The sequence below is a fragment of the Glaciecola punicea genome (genome assembly GCF_001756615.1).
Taxonomy (GTDB): Bacteria; Pseudomonadota; Gammaproteobacteria; order Enterobacterales; family Alteromonadaceae; genus Glaciecola; species Glaciecola punicea.
This window is the reverse complement of sequence record NZ_LZXY01000003.1, coordinates 340,487-357,507: the sequence shown is the minus strand read 5'-3', so window position 1 is coordinate 357,507 and position 17,021 is coordinate 340,487. Positions and strand designations below refer to the sequence as shown.

At 44.9% G+C, this 17,021-nt stretch carries 13 protein-coding genes; 7 read left to right on the top strand and 6 right to left on the bottom strand.

Annotated elements, in window-relative coordinates; translation table 11 throughout:
- Positions 1–152: 152 nt before the first annotated feature.
- A complete protein-coding gene (locus BAE46_RS05715; RefSeq protein WP_040520505.1) occupies positions 153–467 on the top strand; it encodes a GIY-YIG nuclease family protein in 315 nt (104 codons plus the stop codon).
- A gap of 31 nt (positions 468–498) precedes the next feature.
- Here BAE46_RS05715 and BAE46_RS05710 read toward each other — a convergent pair whose 3' ends face one another.
- Positions 499–1,413, bottom strand: coding sequence for a DUF350 domain-containing protein (locus BAE46_RS05710; RefSeq protein ID WP_070111941.1), 915 nt, complete (start codon positions 1,411–1,413; stop codon positions 499–501).
- 97 nt (positions 1,414–1,510) lie between these two features.
- Between BAE46_RS05710 and glnE the strand changes: the two genes are divergently transcribed.
- The gene (gene glnE / locus BAE46_RS05705) at positions 1,511–4,582 is read left to right on the top strand and encodes a bifunctional [glutamate--ammonia ligase]-adenylyl-L-tyrosine phosphorylase/[glutamate--ammonia-ligase] adenylyltransferase (RefSeq protein ID WP_070111940.1); all 3,072 of its coding nucleotides are present in this window, start codon (positions 1,511–1,513) and stop codon (positions 4,580–4,582) included.
- Positions 4,583–4,784: 202 nt separating this feature from the next.
- Here glnE and lpxL read toward each other — a convergent pair whose 3' ends face one another.
- Positions 4,785–5,771 carry an LpxL/LpxP family Kdo(2)-lipid IV(A) lauroyl/palmitoleoyl acyltransferase gene (gene lpxL, locus BAE46_RS05700; protein ID WP_006004628.1) on the bottom strand — a complete coding sequence of 329 codons (987 nt, stop codon included), beginning with the start codon at positions 5,769–5,771 and terminating at the stop codon, positions 4,785–4,787.
- A 127-nt stretch (positions 5,772–5,898) separates the two neighbouring features.
- Positions 5,899–6,156, bottom strand: a complete 258-nt coding sequence (locus tag BAE46_RS05695) for a DUF3081 family protein (protein WP_040520499.1) — start codon at positions 6,154–6,156, stop codon at positions 5,899–5,901.
- Between the two features lie 445 nt (positions 6,157–6,601).
- On the opposite strand from BAE46_RS05695, the gene BAE46_RS05690 reads away from it, so the two are divergent.
- On the top strand, positions 6,602–8,875 hold the full coding sequence (locus BAE46_RS05690) for an acyl-CoA dehydrogenase (protein ID WP_070111939.1): 2,274 nt from the start codon (positions 6,602–6,604) through the stop codon (positions 8,873–8,875).
- A 100-nt stretch (positions 8,876–8,975) separates the two neighbouring features.
- On the opposite strand, the gene BAE46_RS05685 is transcribed toward BAE46_RS05690, so the two are convergent.
- Both BAE46_RS05685 and BAE46_RS05680 read right to left on the bottom strand, forming a co-directional pair.
- The gene (locus BAE46_RS05685) at positions 8,976–9,155 is read right to left on the bottom strand and encodes a hypothetical protein (protein WP_006004619.1); all 180 of its coding nucleotides are present in this window, start codon (positions 9,153–9,155) and stop codon (positions 8,976–8,978) included.
- A gap of 132 nt (positions 9,156–9,287) precedes the next feature.
- On the bottom strand, positions 9,288–11,744 hold the full coding sequence (locus BAE46_RS05680) for a penicillin acylase family protein (RefSeq protein WP_070111938.1): 2,457 nt from the start codon (positions 11,742–11,744) through the stop codon (positions 9,288–9,290).
- A 242-nt stretch (positions 11,745–11,986) separates the two neighbouring features.
- Between BAE46_RS05680 and BAE46_RS05675 the strand changes: the two genes are divergently transcribed.
- Together BAE46_RS05675 and BAE46_RS05670 are read left to right on the top strand one after the other, a co-directional pair.
- A complete protein-coding gene (locus tag BAE46_RS05675; protein ID WP_006004612.1) occupies positions 11,987–12,793 on the top strand; it encodes a PPK2 family polyphosphate kinase in 807 nt (268 codons plus the stop codon).
- Positions 12,794–13,010: 217 nt separating this feature from the next.
- The gene (locus BAE46_RS05670; protein WP_006004610.1) at positions 13,011–13,598 is read left to right on the top strand and encodes a thymidine kinase; all 588 of its coding nucleotides are present in this window, start codon (positions 13,011–13,013) and stop codon (positions 13,596–13,598) included.
- Positions 13,599–13,617: 19 nt separating this feature from the next.
- On the opposite strand, the gene BAE46_RS05665 is transcribed toward BAE46_RS05670, so the two are convergent.
- A complete protein-coding gene (locus BAE46_RS05665) occupies positions 13,618–14,187 on the bottom strand; it encodes a nucleoside deaminase (protein ID WP_006004608.1) in 570 nt (189 codons plus the stop codon).
- A gap of 483 nt (positions 14,188–14,670) precedes the next feature.
- On the opposite strand from BAE46_RS05665, the gene BAE46_RS05660 reads away from it, so the two are divergent.
- Positions 14,671–15,891: an acyl-CoA dehydrogenase family protein gene (locus BAE46_RS05660; protein WP_006004606.1), complete on the top strand. Its 1,221-nt coding sequence runs from the start codon at positions 14,671–14,673 to the stop codon at positions 15,889–15,891.
- Between the two features lie 6 nt (positions 15,892–15,897).
- Entirely contained in the window at positions 15,898–16,998 is a 1,101-nt protein-coding gene (locus BAE46_RS05655; protein ID WP_006004605.1) for a phosphotransferase family protein, read from the top strand.
- Positions 16,999–17,021 lie beyond the last annotated feature (23 nt).

The window sequence follows — 17,021 nt, the reverse complement described above, 5'->3', positions numbered from 1 at the left end:
GGGGTACTTATTAGAGGCAGCAGCGATAAGTTTTATCGTAAACGGCAATGCGATTGCGTCCCTCATATTTTGCACAAATTAAGCGCGTAACCTTGCCTGACGCCGCAAATTTTGTGAGAATACCTACCCTTTATAAATGCCAGCAAACCAACATGACAGATAACAGTGAAACGCCGCCAAGCCCTTGGTTTTTATATGTGCTAGAAACCAAGCACAAACATTTATATACCGGCATTAGCCTTAACTGGCAGCGCAGGCTAGAAGAACATAGTAGCAACAGCCTCAAATGCGCTAAGGCACTCAAAGGTAAAGGGCCGCTTACGCTTAAATACTGCATTGAATTACCCGATAGACGCACCGCCATGCAGGCTGAATTATGGTTAAAAAAACAGTCCAAGGCGAGTAAAGTCGCCATTATCACTCAGCGCACTGCACTACCGTTTACGCATTCGTTAATTACCTGTTAATACAAGCTATCCGAAGCGCGCACTACGCGCACTAATAAATCCCCTGAAAAAACACATTACTAAACAATATGGCAATGCCCACTGACAGCACCGCTTCAATGCTCGCCACCCCAATATTATGCTGCAATACCACTTCGTCGCGCCGGTTAATCCCAGCCAAGACTATACGCTTAGTAATACTGGTGAGTAACATTAATAACACCGCAAAGGCTAAGCCCACTATTAACCAGCCTGTTATGTTGCTCACGTAGCCGGTAGGCGAATACACCAGCACTTTACTTGCAGTGGAAACGGCAATAGCAATGCCTATCAAATTACCGCCATGCTGTATGGCTAGCGCAATTTGACCGTCGCATAGTGTTTTCTGGAATGAGTTGTCTTGGTTGTTTTCTCTAAAGTTATACTCGTACACTCGCGTGGCAAATAATAAAACCAACAGCACTACAATGACAGCCGAAAACAGGGCAATAAAGGCGTTTATGTCAATCCCAACCGACCATTCAATAATACTTTTGGTGATAATTGCGCTGGCAATAGCAGCGCTGGCATCTACTAGGGCTACCGACACGTTTTTATCGGTGATCATCTGGCCTCTATCAAGCCGATGCAGCACTATTTTGTCATGTGCGTAGCGTCCTAGTCTAACTAGCACAATACCCGAGCCCCCAAACAGCAGCATACTGATAGCGGCAGCTACATAGCCCATACCCACCTGGCGACCTACCACCGCCGACAGCACAATAGTGAGCGACAGCAAGCGGCCTGCTAAACTTATGCCAAAGGCAAAATTATCTCTTTCACCTAGTTCTCGCTTCACATTTACTTTAGTAAACAAGCCTGAAAGGGTGCGAATAACAAACAGCATCGCCACAGCAATGGCGATGTCTATAACAAGATAAATAGCCAAGTCGTTTTCAATCGCCACCAGTTTAATCAGCTGATCCATACTTACTACCCTATTATTATATTTATTCTCGATATTGCCTGAGGTTTTAGCTTACACTACTCACGGCGTATTAACGCATTGTAATGAGAAAGAAGCGATGGAAAAACAATTACAACAAGCCAGCACTGATTTTGGACTACTAGAGCAAAATTTTATTGAGCAAGCTTTGCCAATCGAATTACTGCTACGCTATGAAGACAAAATAGTGACCGCGTTTGCCTACAGTGACTTCATTAAAAAAGTGGCATTGCAGTATCCACATGCTTTTTCGCAAATTTTAAGCAACATAAATAGCGCGTTTGAGAGTGTAAGTACACCAGGAAACTTGATCGATATTTCTTTCTATACCAGCGCGCATCGGCAGTTAAGTGAGCAACTATCTGCGCTTTCAGATACCGCGCCCACGCCGCAAGCTTTAGAGATTGAAGCTGGCACTTTGGTGCGCCGTTTCCGCCACATTCACATGTTAGAAATTGCATTTTTTGATATTCATAAATTGCAAAGCATTGAAACTTCCTTGCTAGCGGTGTCACGACTCGCCAATAGCATTATTAACGCCGCCCATAACTGTCTATATGCTGCTTTATGCAAGCGCTATGGCGCGCCTCAAAACAATCAGCCATTGTTAATCATAGCAATGGGCAAGCTAGGCGGTAACGAGCTTAACTTTTCATCTGACATTGACCTTATTTTCACCTACCCAGAACAAGGCGAAACGCAAGGCCACACAGTCAGTAAGAAGTCGATAGAACACCAAGTGTTTTTTACCCGTTTGGCACAAAAACTGATTACCATGCTAGACCAAATAACCCAAGACGCCTTCGCCTACCGAGTAGACATGCGCCTAAGGCCAATGGGAGACAGCGGTCCACTGGTGCTGCCGTTTAGCGCACTTGAAAGCTACTACCAAGAGCAAGGCCGCCAGTGGGAGCGCTTTGCCATGCAAAAAATGCGCATTGTAAATGACACTCCTTACAACCAGAGCCTGCATGATATTATAAGACCCTTTGTTTACCGAAAATATATCGACTTCACCACCATTGAATCTATTCGCGAAATGAAAGGTTTGATAGAAAAAGAAGTGCGGCGCCGGCAAATTAACCACAATATTAAGCTCGGCGAAGGCGGCATTAGAGAGGTAGAGTTCTTTATACAAAGCCTGCAGCTAATTCATGCCGGCAGGCATCTCAATTGCCAATTAAGCTCTATATTAGCGTCGATGCAGGCGGTGCAAAGCTCGGCGCTCACCGGTGATGTAGATATGCGCCAGCTTAAGGATGACTACTTATACTTACGCCAGGTTGAACATTATTTACAAATATTCAATGACGAGCAAACGCAAACACTGCCCCATTTTAGCAGTAAAAGCGACGAAGCCAGCGTGCGCGACAATCAAGCGCGTTTACGCACACTATTAGGCGATAGCGACTATGCGCAGTCAAGGGCCAATATAAGTGGCTGTATGGCGCGCATCCATCTGGTTTTTAACAGTATTGTGAATGACGCAAATAAACTCCAAGCCCCTAGTATTCGTGCAGCCGCTGATAAACGCAACAACGCCAGTGACGCCGGTGACGAAAGTGATACCAGTAACGCGGTAAATACACACGCTCATTCATTAATAGCAGATGCGCTTGACGATATTTGGCAGCTCTCACTGCAAAAAGAAGAAGCTATTGAAGCGCTTGAAGAGCAATTAAATGAAGAAGCCGCTGTAATCTTTATTGACCATATCTTAAAATTCAAGAAAAAAACCGAACGCGCTGGGGTAAGCCCACGCGCCCTTAATTCGATCAATAAACTAATGCCGCTATTGCTGTGTGAAATGGTCCTTGTTGAAGGTGAATTTGACGACGACGTATTTACCGACCAAGCCCAAGGTGTGTTTGACATTTTACAAACGATCAGCGGGCGTGTTACGTACATCGATTTGCTACTTGAGTACCCTCAGGTGCGTCACCGTTTGCTGCACCTGTGTAAAAAAAGCCTTTGGGTAGCCCAGCAAATTGCCCAATATCCTATATTGCTTGACGAGTTGCTACACCCGCTTTATCTAGACAAAAACGCGCTTTCTTTAGCCCAATACAAAGACCAGTGCGCAGATCAACTTCGTCAATTTATGCTTAGGGTTGATGTAAAAGACGAAGAACAAATCATGGACCGGCTGCGCGAATTTAAACACACCAACCAGCTTCGTATCGCCGCGGCTGACATATCGGGCACCTTAGCGATTAATCAAGTTAGCGACAAGCTAACGCTGCTGGCCGAAGTCATTATGCAGCAGGTGATTGATTTGGCCTGGCAGCAAATTGTGAGCCTATTTGGGCACGCTATTTTGCCATCGGGCGAAACGAAACAGCTAGCCCTAATCGCCTACGGCAAGTTTGGTGGCATTGAGCTAAGCTATGACTCAGATCTTGATATTGTATTTACGCACAACGCCGACCTGTCGCTTAGTACAGACAATACCGGCACGCGTAAACAAATATCAAACCAAGAGTTTTATATCAAGCTCGTGCAGCGAATTTGCCATATATGCACCACCAAAACCTACAACGGTATTTTATACGACATAGACTTACGCTTGCGCCCTTCTGGCAATTCTGGCCTGCTGGTGAGTCATATCGACACCTTTGAACGCTATCAAGAAACAGACGCCTGGACCTGGGAGCATCAAGCTTTAGTTAGAAGCCGCGTAGTGGTTGGAAACGCGAGCCTGGCCTTAAAATTTGACCAAATTCGCCATGCAATACTGTGCAAACAGCGAGACAACCGCGAACTTAAACAACAGGTGCTAGAGATGCGTGAAAAAATGCGCAGCCACTTAGAGTCTAAAATACCTGATCTCATCGATATAAAGCAAACTAGGGGCGGCATAGTAGACGTTGAGTTTATGGTGCAATTCTGGATTTTAGCCAACGCCCATAAGCAGCCTCAAATAACAAAATGGTCAGATAACTTGCGCCTGCTTGAATCTTTGCAATCCATTGATACAATTGATGATACCCAGATGAAAAACCTAACAAACGCCTATTTAACCTTGCGCCATGCCACGCACAGAGTACAGTTGGCCAATAGAAAGCTGGTTCGCGGCGGGGATAAATTAAGTAAGAAGCTGGTACAAAGCCTTAAAGACGTACAGCACGTTTTCGATACCTTGTTTGGGTAAACTATCTTAATTTTTAGCACTGTTGCGCGACTAACTTTATAGTAATTTTCTTGCCAATTGCTCTAACGGCGCTGTTAATAAGACTGAAAGGATCCATTACTTTTTTAGCAATTATTGCGTAAATAATCCGACTAGCGCACGGTAATGACTTAAGCGCTGCCGCTACTTTACTAGCAATTACGGTAAGCTTAAGGCGTAATGATTATTTATAAAGTGATTCAGGCGCATCGCTTGGACGCGTTTTAAAACGTTTATGCATCCATAGGTAACTCTCAGGCTGCTGCTCAATGGCTTTTAAAATATCAGCATTGAGCAATGTTAACGCTTCTTCTTTACTAAGTTGTTTATCGGCAAGGTATTCAAGAGCTGAAACAAACTTAATCACATAGCCTGTATTTGTGTATTGCGAGGTAATAAGAAACGGCACTGCGTCGGTTCTACTAGCAAACATGAGGGTAGCGCCGGTAGTAGCAGTTTTACTGACCCCGCCAAAAGGCACAAACAAAGACTGCTTAGCACCATAGTCTTGATCGGGCAAATATAAGCACAGCTCGCCCGCGTTCATCGCCTGAATAAGCGCTTTAGCGTTGCGTTTATCTATAAAATATTTATTTGAGCGGGTGCGTCCTTTATATTGTAAATAATCAATTAGTGGATTGTTATGCTTGCGATAAAAGGCAATTGATTTGTGTTTGTAACCTAGGCCTCTACACGCCATTTCTAGATTTACGTTATGTAGGGCCAGTCCAAACACTCCCTTACCGCTGTCTAATACTTCTTGAACTGCCTCGTAGCCCTCTACTGTACAGTGCTTTTGCACGCGCCAGCTTGGCCACCACCAGCCCATTGCAGTTTCAAACAATGCCATGCCGGTTCTATTAATATTGGCGTTTATTACCGCTTCTACATGCGCACTTGACCAGTCTTTAAAACAAAGTTCAAGATTGCGCCTTGCCACTTTCACGCGTTTTGGCGCAACTCGCTTAATTACCTTCCCAAAGCCCAAACCTAACATTTTAATAAGACCAAAGGGTAGCCACGTCAGGCTATATAAAATGAGCACGCCAAACCAAATTAGCCAATAATTGGGCAACAAAAAGCGCCAAGAGAACTTAGGTGCAATCACTTTTTTTATGCTGGGAGACGCCGATAATGATGGAGTAAGCCGCGCTTCAGGCGATGTAGACAATATGCTTCCTTTATACGAATGTTCGTTTACGCGAACATGATAAACTATTCCTGTAGTTTACAATAATGCCTATTTGCCTACCACCTATAACTATTTACCTATAATGAGAAACGCCTCTTATTTAAGCTTAGTACTTCGCCACTATATTTTTCAGCTTCTTTTCGAACGCGTCGAAGTGACGGCTCGAGGCATAATCGAAATGATATTGATTATGAAAGCCGAAACTAAGCTTCACCAGAGCGTCTTCGATGAATAAGGTGTAGCCGTCAAAATCTGTGAATGCTATTACGCCTTCAAGCGAGTACTTTTCGTCCTCTTTTTTTCCGTTTAGTCTAATTTTTTCAAATACTGTTAGTAAAAACTTACTGTCTAGCTCATTTTTCATAATTTCCCCACTTGCATAAATATAAAAGCGTTTAGTAAGGCGATGACATATTGCCCAACCATGCTTATTCACGCTTAACCTTTGCTTAAGTCAGACTCGTTACTTGTATCAACGGCACTTGCCATAAAGAGATCACTTAAGCCAATATGCAAAATATAACATAATTAAGCCCTAAACTTAAATCGCCATCATAAGGGTTAGTCTTGCAAACAATAAAATACGCTGGGCTTGTTAAAAGTTGAAGCGCAGTCTAACTAAAACGGTTTGGTTGTCATCAAACTCGCATATTACGCTAGCCTCTTGAGCGCTTATTCGTGTGCCCTGTAAGCTTTTTTATACTGTTAAATGTTGGTGTCCTGCGCAGGCCTTGAAGATTGTTTTGACCTTGAAGCAAAATTATGTTCAACTATAATTCTAACTGGTCAGATGAGTGGATGAATAAATTATGAGTATTAGAACCAATCTTAAAAAAGTATTGCCCCCAATTTCAATTACTGAGCAAGAAGCTCTAGATGCGGGCGACGTTTGGATAGAATCTTCAATTTACCAAGGCAAGCCCGACATGGCCGCTCTTCGTGCGCTTCCACAAGCAAAATTAAGCGCACAAGAGCAAGCATTTATTGACGGACCGGTCAAAACCTTACTAGAAATGATTGACGATTTTGAATTGCAAAATGGTGAACACATTCCTGAAGATATTCTTAGCTTCTTAGGCAAGCAGAAATTCTTCTCAATGATTATTCCAAAGAAATTTGGTGGTTTAGAGTTCAGCCCGTATGCAAACTCTACTATTGTCACCATGATTGCAACGAAAAGTGGCGCAATCGCCGTTACTGTCATGGTACCTAATTCTTTAGGCCCGGGCGAATTATTAATGCATTACGGCACCGAAGCACAGCAAAACCATTGGTTGCCAAGTCTAGCAATTGGCGACGACATTCCGTGTTTCGCCCTTACTGGCCCAGAAGCAGGCTCTGACGCAGGCTCTATTCCAGACGCAGGCATAGTCACTAAAGGCATGCATAAAGGCGAAGAAGTACTTGGCTTAAACGTAACATGGGACAAGCGCTACATAACTCTTGCTCCTATTGCGACCGTCTTAGGCTTAGCCTTTAAAGTATTCGACCCTGAGCATTTGCTAGGTGACAAACTTGAACTGGGCATTACGTGCGCATTATTACCAAAGTCTCACCCTGGCGTTGAACTTGGCAACAGACACGATCCTATGGGCGTGCGTTTCTACAACGGCACCACCCGCGGTAAGGATGTATTCATTCCCATGGACTTTATTATTGGTGGCCAAAAGAACATTGGTAAAGGCTGGCAAATGCTGGTGAGCTGTTTAGGCGCCGGCCGTGGTATATCACTGCCTGCAATGGGCGTGGCAACGGCTCAGTCAGCGTTTAAGTCTACCTCTGAGTATTCCTTTATACGTGAACAGTTTGGCGTGCCAGTTGGTCGCTTTGAAGGGATTCAAGAAAAACTAGCCGATATTGCAGGCAAAACATTTTTGTTAGAATCGATGCGCGTGCTGACCACAGAAGGATTAGGCGAAGGCCTAACACCAGCTGTAGTGACCGCCATTGCAAAATATCACATGACCGAACTTGGCCGCGATGTATTAAACCAAGCTATGGACGTGCAGGCAGGTAAAGCCATTCAACGTGGACCACAAAATACTTTGGCCAACGGCTACTCAGCACTGCCTATTGCCATAACGGTTGAAGGCGCCAACATACTCACGCGTAACCTAATGATATTTGGCCAGGGCGCGATGCGCTGTCACCCGCACTTAAAAGAAATGGTTGACTTAATCCATTCTAGCGACAGCAACGCCGATGCAGAATTCAACAGGGTATTGGGCAAAACGGTTAAATTCAGCGCTAAAAATGCATTTAGAAGCTTAGGCAACAGCTACATGCCTTTCATTCGCAAGTCTGAATCTGTTTATCCTGAAGTGGTGAAATACGAAAAACGCTTAAACGCACTTTCTGCTAAACTTGCGCCATTAGCGGACTTCTCTTTATTAGTGCTAGGCGGGGAACTTAAAAAGTCTGAGTTGTTGTCTGCTCGCTTAGGTGACGTCATCAGCTATGTATATGCCGGTATGGCAGCGATTCGTTTTTACGAGCAGCGCGTTGAAAATCGCCAAGAAGCACTGCCCTACTTCCAGTATGCAATGGAGTGGTCATTACAGCAGGGCGAAAAGGCCATTGTCAATTTTGTGAATAACTTCCCTAATGTAGCCACCAAAGTGTTAATGCGTGTACTTACTAACACCTATAGCTCCTCGGTACGCGGCATAAGCGACGACTTAGTGCGCGAGCTGTCTACAGTATCTATGAACGATAGCAGCATTAAAAAGCAGCTTACACATGCGGTGCATGTAGTGAAAGGTGATGGTAACTACATAAATGAACAGGCCTTTAAAGCCAAGCATGCGGCTATGCCACTGCTTAGCAGAGTGCAAAAAGCCTTAAGAAAAGCGCCTATTGTGCCTTTCTTATCGTTTGAAAATGCGGTAAACCAGTTGCTTGCGAAGGGCGAAGTAAGCGAAGCGGAAAGAATCATTTTACTAGAATACAATGAGAAACGTAAATTATCGGTAAGAGTAGATGAATTCACCTTCGACATGGATGTTATTCCAGCTGAGATTAGAGATGACTTTACGCTAGATGGCGAGCAAAAAGAAGCTGACATAAAGGCTAATGCTGCCTAAGCATCACCTGTGTTGGCTTTTTAAACAGCAAGTTTATTGAAGATTAGAAAATGGGGCGCACTAAGCGCCCTATTTTTTTGCCTGGTTGTTTGGGTATGTCTTAATCGTCGTCCTTTGCGATGCGCCATATGCCGATGGCTAAAACAAATAGTAATAGACCAATCGGTATTAAGGCCGTTAAAAAATAGCCGGCGGCAACAAGCTTAAACGCGATGTAAATAACCAGCGTTATTGCTGTGAACAGCGCAAACGAAGCAATTAGATTAGTATACTTTTTCATAAGTACTAGATCTTTAAGAAGAATTGAGCGTAAATTCTTCTACGCAAGGTCTTAGCGTAAAGCTCATCACCGCATGCAATCATTGCCTAAACATCTGTAAATAAGGGCGCCCGTGCGCCCTTATCGTCTGCCTTACTCGCTTAGTTGGATTGGATCGCCAATTGCATCGGCGGCTATTTCTGCGGTACTAAACGGCAGTGCAATCCAATTTTTCTCTGAATAACGTCTGGTTTGATCTCGATTAAAAGGACTGGTTAAATCTGCAGATTGGGAAAATCCGAGTAAGGCTTCAGCTACCGGCCCGTTGGCGTCCCAGGTGACGGTTTGCATATAAGTGGGGCCTGCGGTGACCGGTGTATATTCACCTTGTGCGTTGGCTCTTGGCGTTGCCAGCACATTGAATATGCCTTCTTGCCCTCTGCCGCCGTGCATAGGAATACGCTCATTGTTATTACCCACATCTATGTCAAACTGCAAATTTCCAAGCTGTTCGTCTAGCGCCACATTGCGCGTAACAAAGTACACAATGGCGTTGCCTAAGGCGGTGCGAGTTCGGTTATTTACGATTAATCCACGCGGCGTGTTTACCGGGTCGGCTTCATTAAACGGCACACTAAAGGCGGTTTCAATATTTCCCTCAAAATCAACGCTGCGAGAAAACTCTCTAAACACATGCGCTCCCCTGCTGCCCACGTTATTTGCACGATCCCATCTGGCCAAAATATCGCAGGCCTGAGTGGCATCAACAGTGCCGCCATCGCTTAAGGGCATAAGCGAATTTGCACTACAGTCAGCAAGCACATCGTCTAACACCAGTTCAGCGGCGTAGTTGCGGTTGCTGAAGCCTATTTCTTGTAATTTACGCAAGCTGAATTTATTCCCGCCAAGCCCGTCTTCGCCACTTAAGCGTTCTTGTACTTGAATAACACCCATACGCGTACGCAAGAGTCGAGGAGACGCTGCAGCTACTGACACACCAGGCCTTGCGATTAAATTGCGGCGTAGTAAAGGGGAGAACTCCTGGTCTAAGGTGCTGTCTGGATTACTCATCCAATAGCTGTCGTTAGAGTTGCTTGAATAGCTTGTATTCAACAAAAACGGTAAATTACCGCCGCCAAAAATACCTGCTTGCGGTGAATCAGCATCGCTGCCCCATTCGCAGGCCGCTGTACTGCCGTCGAGCGCAGGTATTCCAACGGCCACTAAGGCTTGCAAAGCGGGATTAGCGCCCACGCAACTCGCAAATTTAGCGCTAGTCACGTGAGGCACCGTAGACAAGTCGGCGTAAAGCGCATTGCCGTCTTTGTCGACCGCTATGGTGTTTACAAACGGAAGTCCAAGGGTTGTTTTCATGCGGTCAAGTAGGTCTTGCGAGCTGGTGGCCTTATTCATTGAATGCCATTGGTTAATGGCCCGCGGGTTTTCAGAAGAAGCATCGCGTATCGCAAAGGCTAAATTAAAGGTTCCCCAAGCAGGAAGTGCGCCATTCACAAAGTTGGCCGCCAACATAGGTCCAAAGTGCGACAAATACACCGCCCCGGTGTGCGCTGCACCGCCGGGCAGGTCAATACTTACCTCTACTTTGGATATATCACGCTGCTCCGTTTCACCCGCTTCATTTAGGTACTGGTACTGCAGAGGGTTGTCGGGCATTAGCTGCAGCTGATACAGCGTAAAGCGCTTGGCGGTAGACACTGTATGACTCCACGCAACATCTTTGTTAAAGCCAATATTCACAAAGGGCTGGCCTTGTTGAGCGGCGCCCATAACGTCAATTTCACCGGGTATTGTTAAGTGAAATTCATAAAAACGCTGCACACCCAGCCAAGGTTCATGCGGGTTGCCATACAGCATACCACTGCCGTTTTCGGTCACGTCAGAGCCTAATGCATAGGCGTTACTGCCGCCTTCTAAGACATTAATTCGAGTCATATCAAAAGCAGGAACATCTCTTTTTGACGGGGCTGAATTACCACTTGGCGCTGGCGGTGCAGCTAACACAATAGGCGCAACAAAGTTTGATAATCCGCCGCGTAAATTGCCTTTATTATAGACCGCGGCTAAGTCCATCTCGTCAATTTCAGTCACCCATGTTTCGCCCGCGCAGGCTGGATCTATGTTGTCTACGCCGGTGTCGCGTAAATAGCGACTATAGCCAGCTGCATATCCTATAATAGCGTCGCGCACCTGCGGCTCTTGCATACCTAACAAGGCTTGACGCCGACTAGGCTCGTTATACCAGGTGTAAAAAACGTCTCGGTTGATATTGCCTACGCTGGCCTCGAGGTTTAAGGCACTGGTGCCATTTGCTACAACAATTTCTTGCGCAAAGGAACAAATGTTATCGCTTGCAAACGCATACCCTAAGCCATACCCTAAGCCTTTGTAGTCTTGCGCAGTAATATGCGGAATGCCAAATTGGGTGCGGGTAATTTCGGCCGCAAACTCAGGCGCTGGCGGTGGTGGTACCACAATATTAATGGGTGGATCATTGTCGTCATTCAAACACCCAGTGAGTCCTAGGGTGCTTGTTAGCGTAGCGGCAATGAGCATAGGCAGCCGGTATTTACGAATTTTTTGAAATTGCATGAGTATTAGCCTTTTATATTAGTCAATGAGTACGCTACAGCTTGGCTTCGTAGGCTATACTAAAGACCATATTGTTAATAAATGCAACATTTTACCTATATATTTTTTACAATTTTTGAAGATCACAATGCCCTTTTCAATGCCTAAACTCTTTTCTAAGCAAGCTTTTTCGTTGTATAAGTAGGCATTACTGGTGCAATGGACAAAGAAGCTACTAATGCAAGAAAAGGAGAATTTAACTGATGATTGACACTAAGGATTATCTAGTTGCCCCCGGCCATTGTGTAAGGTTGCACGATATAGCCACTAAAGACAACGGCGGACTTACCAAAAAAGAAGGCATGCAAGCAATCCGCAGCCTCTCCAAACGCTTATTTGAGCTGCAAGACTTGCTGTACGCGCAGCGCGCTAAAAGCCTATTAATCGTATTTCAAGCCATGGACGCTGGCGGCAAAGACTCCACTACCCGGCGTGTGTTTACCAGTGTAAATCCAAGCATGCTGATGGTAAGAAGTTTCAAAAAGCCTAACACAGAGGAATTATCGCACGATTTTTTATGGCGCGTTCATCAACACACGCCGCCCAAAGGCGTGATTGGTGTGTTTAATCGCTCACATTATGAAGATATAGTCACGGTGGGTGTTAATCAACTTCAGCCCTCAAAGCTTTGGCAGTCGCGCTTTGAGCATATAAATAGCTTTGAGAAAATGCTGGTAGGCGAAGGCACTATGGTGCTTAAGTTTTATCTGCATATTTCGAAAAACTATCAAAAAGAACGTTTACAGCGCAGGCTAGATCGCGCTGATAAACACTGGAAATTTGAATTTGCTGACGTAGACGCGCGTGAGCATTGGGATGAGTACTTAGCACTATACAGTGAAGCTATTGAACGCTGTTCAACAGCAACTTCGCCTTGGTATGTAGTGCCTAGCGAGCGCAGATGGTATCGCGATTTAGTGGTATTACAGAGCATTGTAAACACCCTAGATGCTCTGCAGATGGACTATCCTGAACCTGAATTTGACCCCAATAGTGTGAAAATACCTTAAGGCTTCTCACGCAGCAATGGCCATATTATTTTACGCAATTTGGTGTGGGTGAAGGCGACATTGAACGTTTAAAGGGAATAATTCCTGCTAGCGTGCAGTGAAAATTTGTAAAAACAGCTATGGCCGAGCATCATTAGCCGTTATTATTATGCCATCAAAAACCTGATAAGTCTTTCGGGTTTATCTGCACATTATATTAAGCACTAAAACAAACACTATGGCGCAATTATACTTTTACTACTCAGCAATGAACGCTGGCAAATCTACCTCTTTATTACAGTCGGCTTACAATTACCAAGAGCGCGGTATGAAAGTGCAGCTTTACACTGTTGCCTTTGACGACCGCTTTGCTCAGGGCAAAATTGCCTCGCGCATAGGCCTGGAGTCTGAAGCAGACTTATTCACCGACCAAACCAATCTTTTTGAGGATGTTGCGGTTAAACAAAAGCAGCACAAACTGTCTTGCATTTTTATTGATGAAGCTCAGTTTTTAACGCGCCAGCAGGTAAAGCAGTGCCTGCAAATTGTCGATAAACTCAATATTCCTGTTTTAGCCTATGGCTTGCGCACCGACTTCAAAGGCGAAACTTTCGAAGGCAGCCACTATTTACTCGCCTGGGCTGACAAAATGAACGAACTCAAAACCATTTGCCACTGTGGCCGCAAGGCCAACTTTGTGGCAAAGCTAGACGGCAACGGAAATGTTCTTCAAGAAGGTGCACAAATTGAAATTGGCGGCAATGAACGCTATGAGTCACTTTGCCGCAAGCATTACTGCGAAAAGACAGATTTTTACACTAATTGACGCTGTATGGCTAAGCTGACTAATTAGGCGACCGTATGCCTTGCCAATCTTCTAAATCCTGCTCGGGTTTTTCTAAGCGAAAACGTGCGTAAAGCGCAATGCCGTATTGATCTTCTAATATATCAACGTGCACCTTGTTTTCTTTTAAAAAGTCCTGCGTACCTGATGCGTTAGTCACATCACCAACAACGACGCGACTAAACCCTCTCATCTGAATAAGCGTTGCACATACGCTACAAGGACTCAAGCTAGTGTAAATGGTGGTTCGGCTAAAATCGATTCTGCCTGCATCTCTTATTGCAGACGTTTCGCCGTGATTATAAGGATGATTTTCTTGCACTAGCGTGTTGTGGCCTTTACCTACAATTGTGTTGCTTGCGTTGTTAACGATCACAGCGCCAATTGGGCAGCCACCTTCGTCATAACTTTTTTGCGCCAGTAGCACTGCAATACGCATAAAGTCTGCGTCTGTTAGGCCTTGCGTGAAATCGTTGTTCATCAGCATAGGCAAGCTTTTAGTTGGCATATGTGCAATTGCATTTAGTGCATGTTCAGTTACTGGTGTTTGTTCATGTAAAAGTGTTTTCATATAGCGTATTTTTTGTCCATTTTTAGTAGCATAGCAGAGTAATGTTCATCTCAACAAAAAATCACAAGGCTTTGAACTAGTATAAAAAACCCGCGTAAAGCGAACTTTTTTATAGCAAGGCTAGATTAAAAGAATCTAACTCTAAATTCAGTACCAACAAAGCGCTCTTCGTTAACAATACCGGTGTTGTTATTAAAGTCTAGCCATTAAGCATATGATTATCCCCATATTAATTATGTGTGTATTGCTTTAGAAACACGGCATAATCTTACGAAAAAGAACAATGACGGCTAAATTAAGACAATTAAGGCAATTAAGGCAATTATGACTTGGTGTAAGTCCACAAGGCGCTATCACACATAGCTATATAAGCTTTGTTTATAAGCTTTGTTTATAAGGTAGCGTAACTTAAAGCAATTGTCGCTTGCGCCCAACATCCACTATGCTTAACATTATTAAATACTATTACTAACAGAGCTTAGCATGGATTTTTCTCACAACCCAAAAACACTCGACTACTTAGCCCGTATACGCAGCTTTATGGACGCGCATATATTTCCCATAGAAGACAAAGTATATGGCGAAATTCATGCAGCTAACCCAGACGGAAATTGGAAAAATTGGCAAATTCATCCTGACATTACGCGTTTAAAAGCCTTAGCCAAAGAGCAAGGTTTATGGAATATGTTTTTGCCCGATGCTAAATTAGGCCAAGGCCTCACCTGCTTAGAATACGCACCTTTAGCTGAGGAAACCGGCAAAGTCATTTTCGCGCCCGAAATTTTCAACTGCAACGCACCCGACACGGGCAATATGGAAGTGCTGTACCATTTTGGCAATGAGTTTCAACAACAAAAATGGTTAACGCCCTTACTTAACGGTGAAATACGCTCTGTATTTGGCATGACCGAACCCGACGTTGCCTCATCTGACGCCACCAACATGCAGGCCACTATTGAGGCCGACGGCGACGAGCTTATTCTTAATGGTAAAAAATGGTGGACCACTGGCTTAGGTCACCCAAATGCCAAAGTCATGGTCTTTATGGGACTTTCAAACCCAGAAAACGACCGCCACAGCCAGCACTCAATGGTAATGGTGCCCTTAGATACCAAAGGCATCGAAATTACGCGTATGCTTAGCGCCTATGGCGACTTTGATGCGCCTTTTGGCCACGGTGAGGTACATTTACACAACGTACGCGTACCGAAAGAAAATTTGTTAGTGGGTTTAGGCAAAGGCTTTGCCATAGCGCAAGGTCGCTTGGGCCCGGGCCGTATACATCATTGCATGCGCGCAGTTGGTATGGCTGAAAAAGCATTAGAATTAGGCATAAGACGCGGCCTAGAACGCGTTGCTTTTGGCAAGCCCTTAATTGAATTAGGCGGTAATAAAGAGCGCATTGCGCAAGCCCGCATGCTCATTGAACAAAGCCGTTTGCTCACCCTTCAGGCCGCTTGGAAAATAGATAACTTGGGCGTTAAAAATGCTATGGTAGATATTTCAGCGATCAAAGTGGTTGTGCCTAACATGGCGCAGCAGGTAGTAGACATCGCTTTACAACTGCATGGCGGCGGCGGAATGTGTAACGACTTCCCTATTGCCCGATTTGCCGCAGGCGCACGCTCGCTTCGCTTAGCTGACGGGCCTGACGAAGTGCACATGGCCATGGTATCTAGATTAGAGCTTAAAAAATATAAATAGGCCAATATGACGACGCAAACCCCACACAAAGCTGCCTCAGTACTTGACCAAGGCAGCGCCATTCGAGCAGGTGAAGAGCTGCCCACTGGCCCCCTTCTAGAGTGGCTAAATAGCGAAATTAAACTGCCCAATGGTGAATCACTAAGCGGCGACATGAAGGTGACCCAATATTCAGGCGGTGCCTCTAACTGGACTTACTGCTTAAGTTTTGACAATCGTGATGTAATATTGCGCAGGCCGCCTGCCGGCACCAAAGCAAAAGGTGCACACGATATGGGCCGCGAATATAGCTTACAAGACGCGCTTAAACCAGTGTATAGCAAAGTGCCCGCTATGCTTGGCTACACCGATGATGAAAGCGTTATTGGCGCTGAATTTTACGTGATGGAAAAAATTAACGGGATAATTCCGCGCAAGCATTTCCCGCGCGGCGTGAATTTATCCCAAGGGCAAGCGCGCAGGCTTTGCGAAGTAGCGCTTGATGAACTCATTAACCTGCATAACGTTGACATAGAAGCTGCAAACTTATCCCATTTAGGCAAAGGTGCAGGCTATGCGCAGCGCCAAGTACTGGGCTGGAATAAGCGCTACACGAACGCGAAAACGTGGAACGTGCCCAGCGGCAAAAAAGTAATGCGCTGGCTCGAAGATAACCTGCCAGCCAAAGAAACAATTTGCATGACCCACAACGACTATCGCTTTGACAACCTGGTGCTTGATGTTAACGACCCTACCCAAATATTAGCCGTGCTTGATTGGGAGCTAGCCACCTTGGGTGATCCGCTAATGGATTTAGGCAATAGCCTAGCCTACTGGATACAGGCCGATGACGATTTCATGGCCCGCAGTACTCAACTTCAGCCAACTGATATTCCCGGCATGATGACGCGCCAGCAAGTTATTGATTATTACTGCAACAAGCAAGGCGTAGAGCCAAAAGCCTTCGCTTTTTATGAAGTGTACGGCTTGTTTAGGCTGGCCGGTATTGTGCAGCAAATCTACTATCGCTATCACCACAAACAAACTCACAATAAGGCGTATAAGAATATGTGGACCTTTGTGCATTATTTATTGTATCGCTGTAATAAAATTACTAAGCAGCAGTGAAAGATGGCTATTTAAAATAGTTT

What these genes read in the sequence shown, in the direction of transcription:
- BAE46_RS05675 (WP_006004612.1), top strand. Translation starts at nt 11,987, where the DNA reads ATGATTGACACTAAGGATTATCTAGTTGCCCCCGGCCATTGTGTAAGG.
- BAE46_RS05680 (WP_070111938.1), bottom strand. Translation starts at nt 11,744, where the DNA reads ATGCAATTTCAAAAAATTCGTAAATACCGGCTGCCTATGCTCATTGCC.
- BAE46_RS05665 (WP_006004608.1), bottom strand. Translation starts at nt 14,187, where the DNA reads ATGAAAACACTTTTACATGAACAAACACCAGTAACTGAACATGCACTA.
- BAE46_RS05695 (WP_040520499.1), bottom strand. Translation starts at nt 6,156, where the DNA reads ATGAAAAATGAGCTAGACAGTAAGTTTTTACTAACAGTATTTGAAAAA.
- BAE46_RS05685 (WP_006004619.1), bottom strand. Translation starts at nt 9,155, where the DNA reads ATGAAAAAGTATACTAATCTAATTGCTTCGTTTGCGCTGTTCACAGCA.
- BAE46_RS05715 (WP_040520505.1), top strand. Translation starts at nt 153, where the DNA reads ATGACAGATAACAGTGAAACGCCGCCAAGCCCTTGGTTTTTATATGTG.
- glnE (WP_070111940.1), top strand. Translation starts at nt 1,511, where the DNA reads ATGGAAAAACAATTACAACAAGCCAGCACTGATTTTGGACTACTAGAG.
- BAE46_RS05655 (WP_006004605.1), top strand. Translation starts at nt 15,898, where the DNA reads ATGACGACGCAAACCCCACACAAAGCTGCCTCAGTACTTGACCAAGGC.
- BAE46_RS05660 (WP_006004606.1), top strand. Translation starts at nt 14,671, where the DNA reads ATGGATTTTTCTCACAACCCAAAAACACTCGACTACTTAGCCCGTATA.
- BAE46_RS05670 (WP_006004610.1), top strand. Translation starts at nt 13,011, where the DNA reads ATGGCGCAATTATACTTTTACTACTCAGCAATGAACGCTGGCAAATCT.
- BAE46_RS05690 (WP_070111939.1), top strand. Translation starts at nt 6,602, where the DNA reads ATGAGTATTAGAACCAATCTTAAAAAAGTATTGCCCCCAATTTCAATT.
- BAE46_RS05710 (WP_070111941.1), bottom strand. Translation starts at nt 1,413, where the DNA reads ATGGATCAGCTGATTAAACTGGTGGCGATTGAAAACGACTTGGCTATT.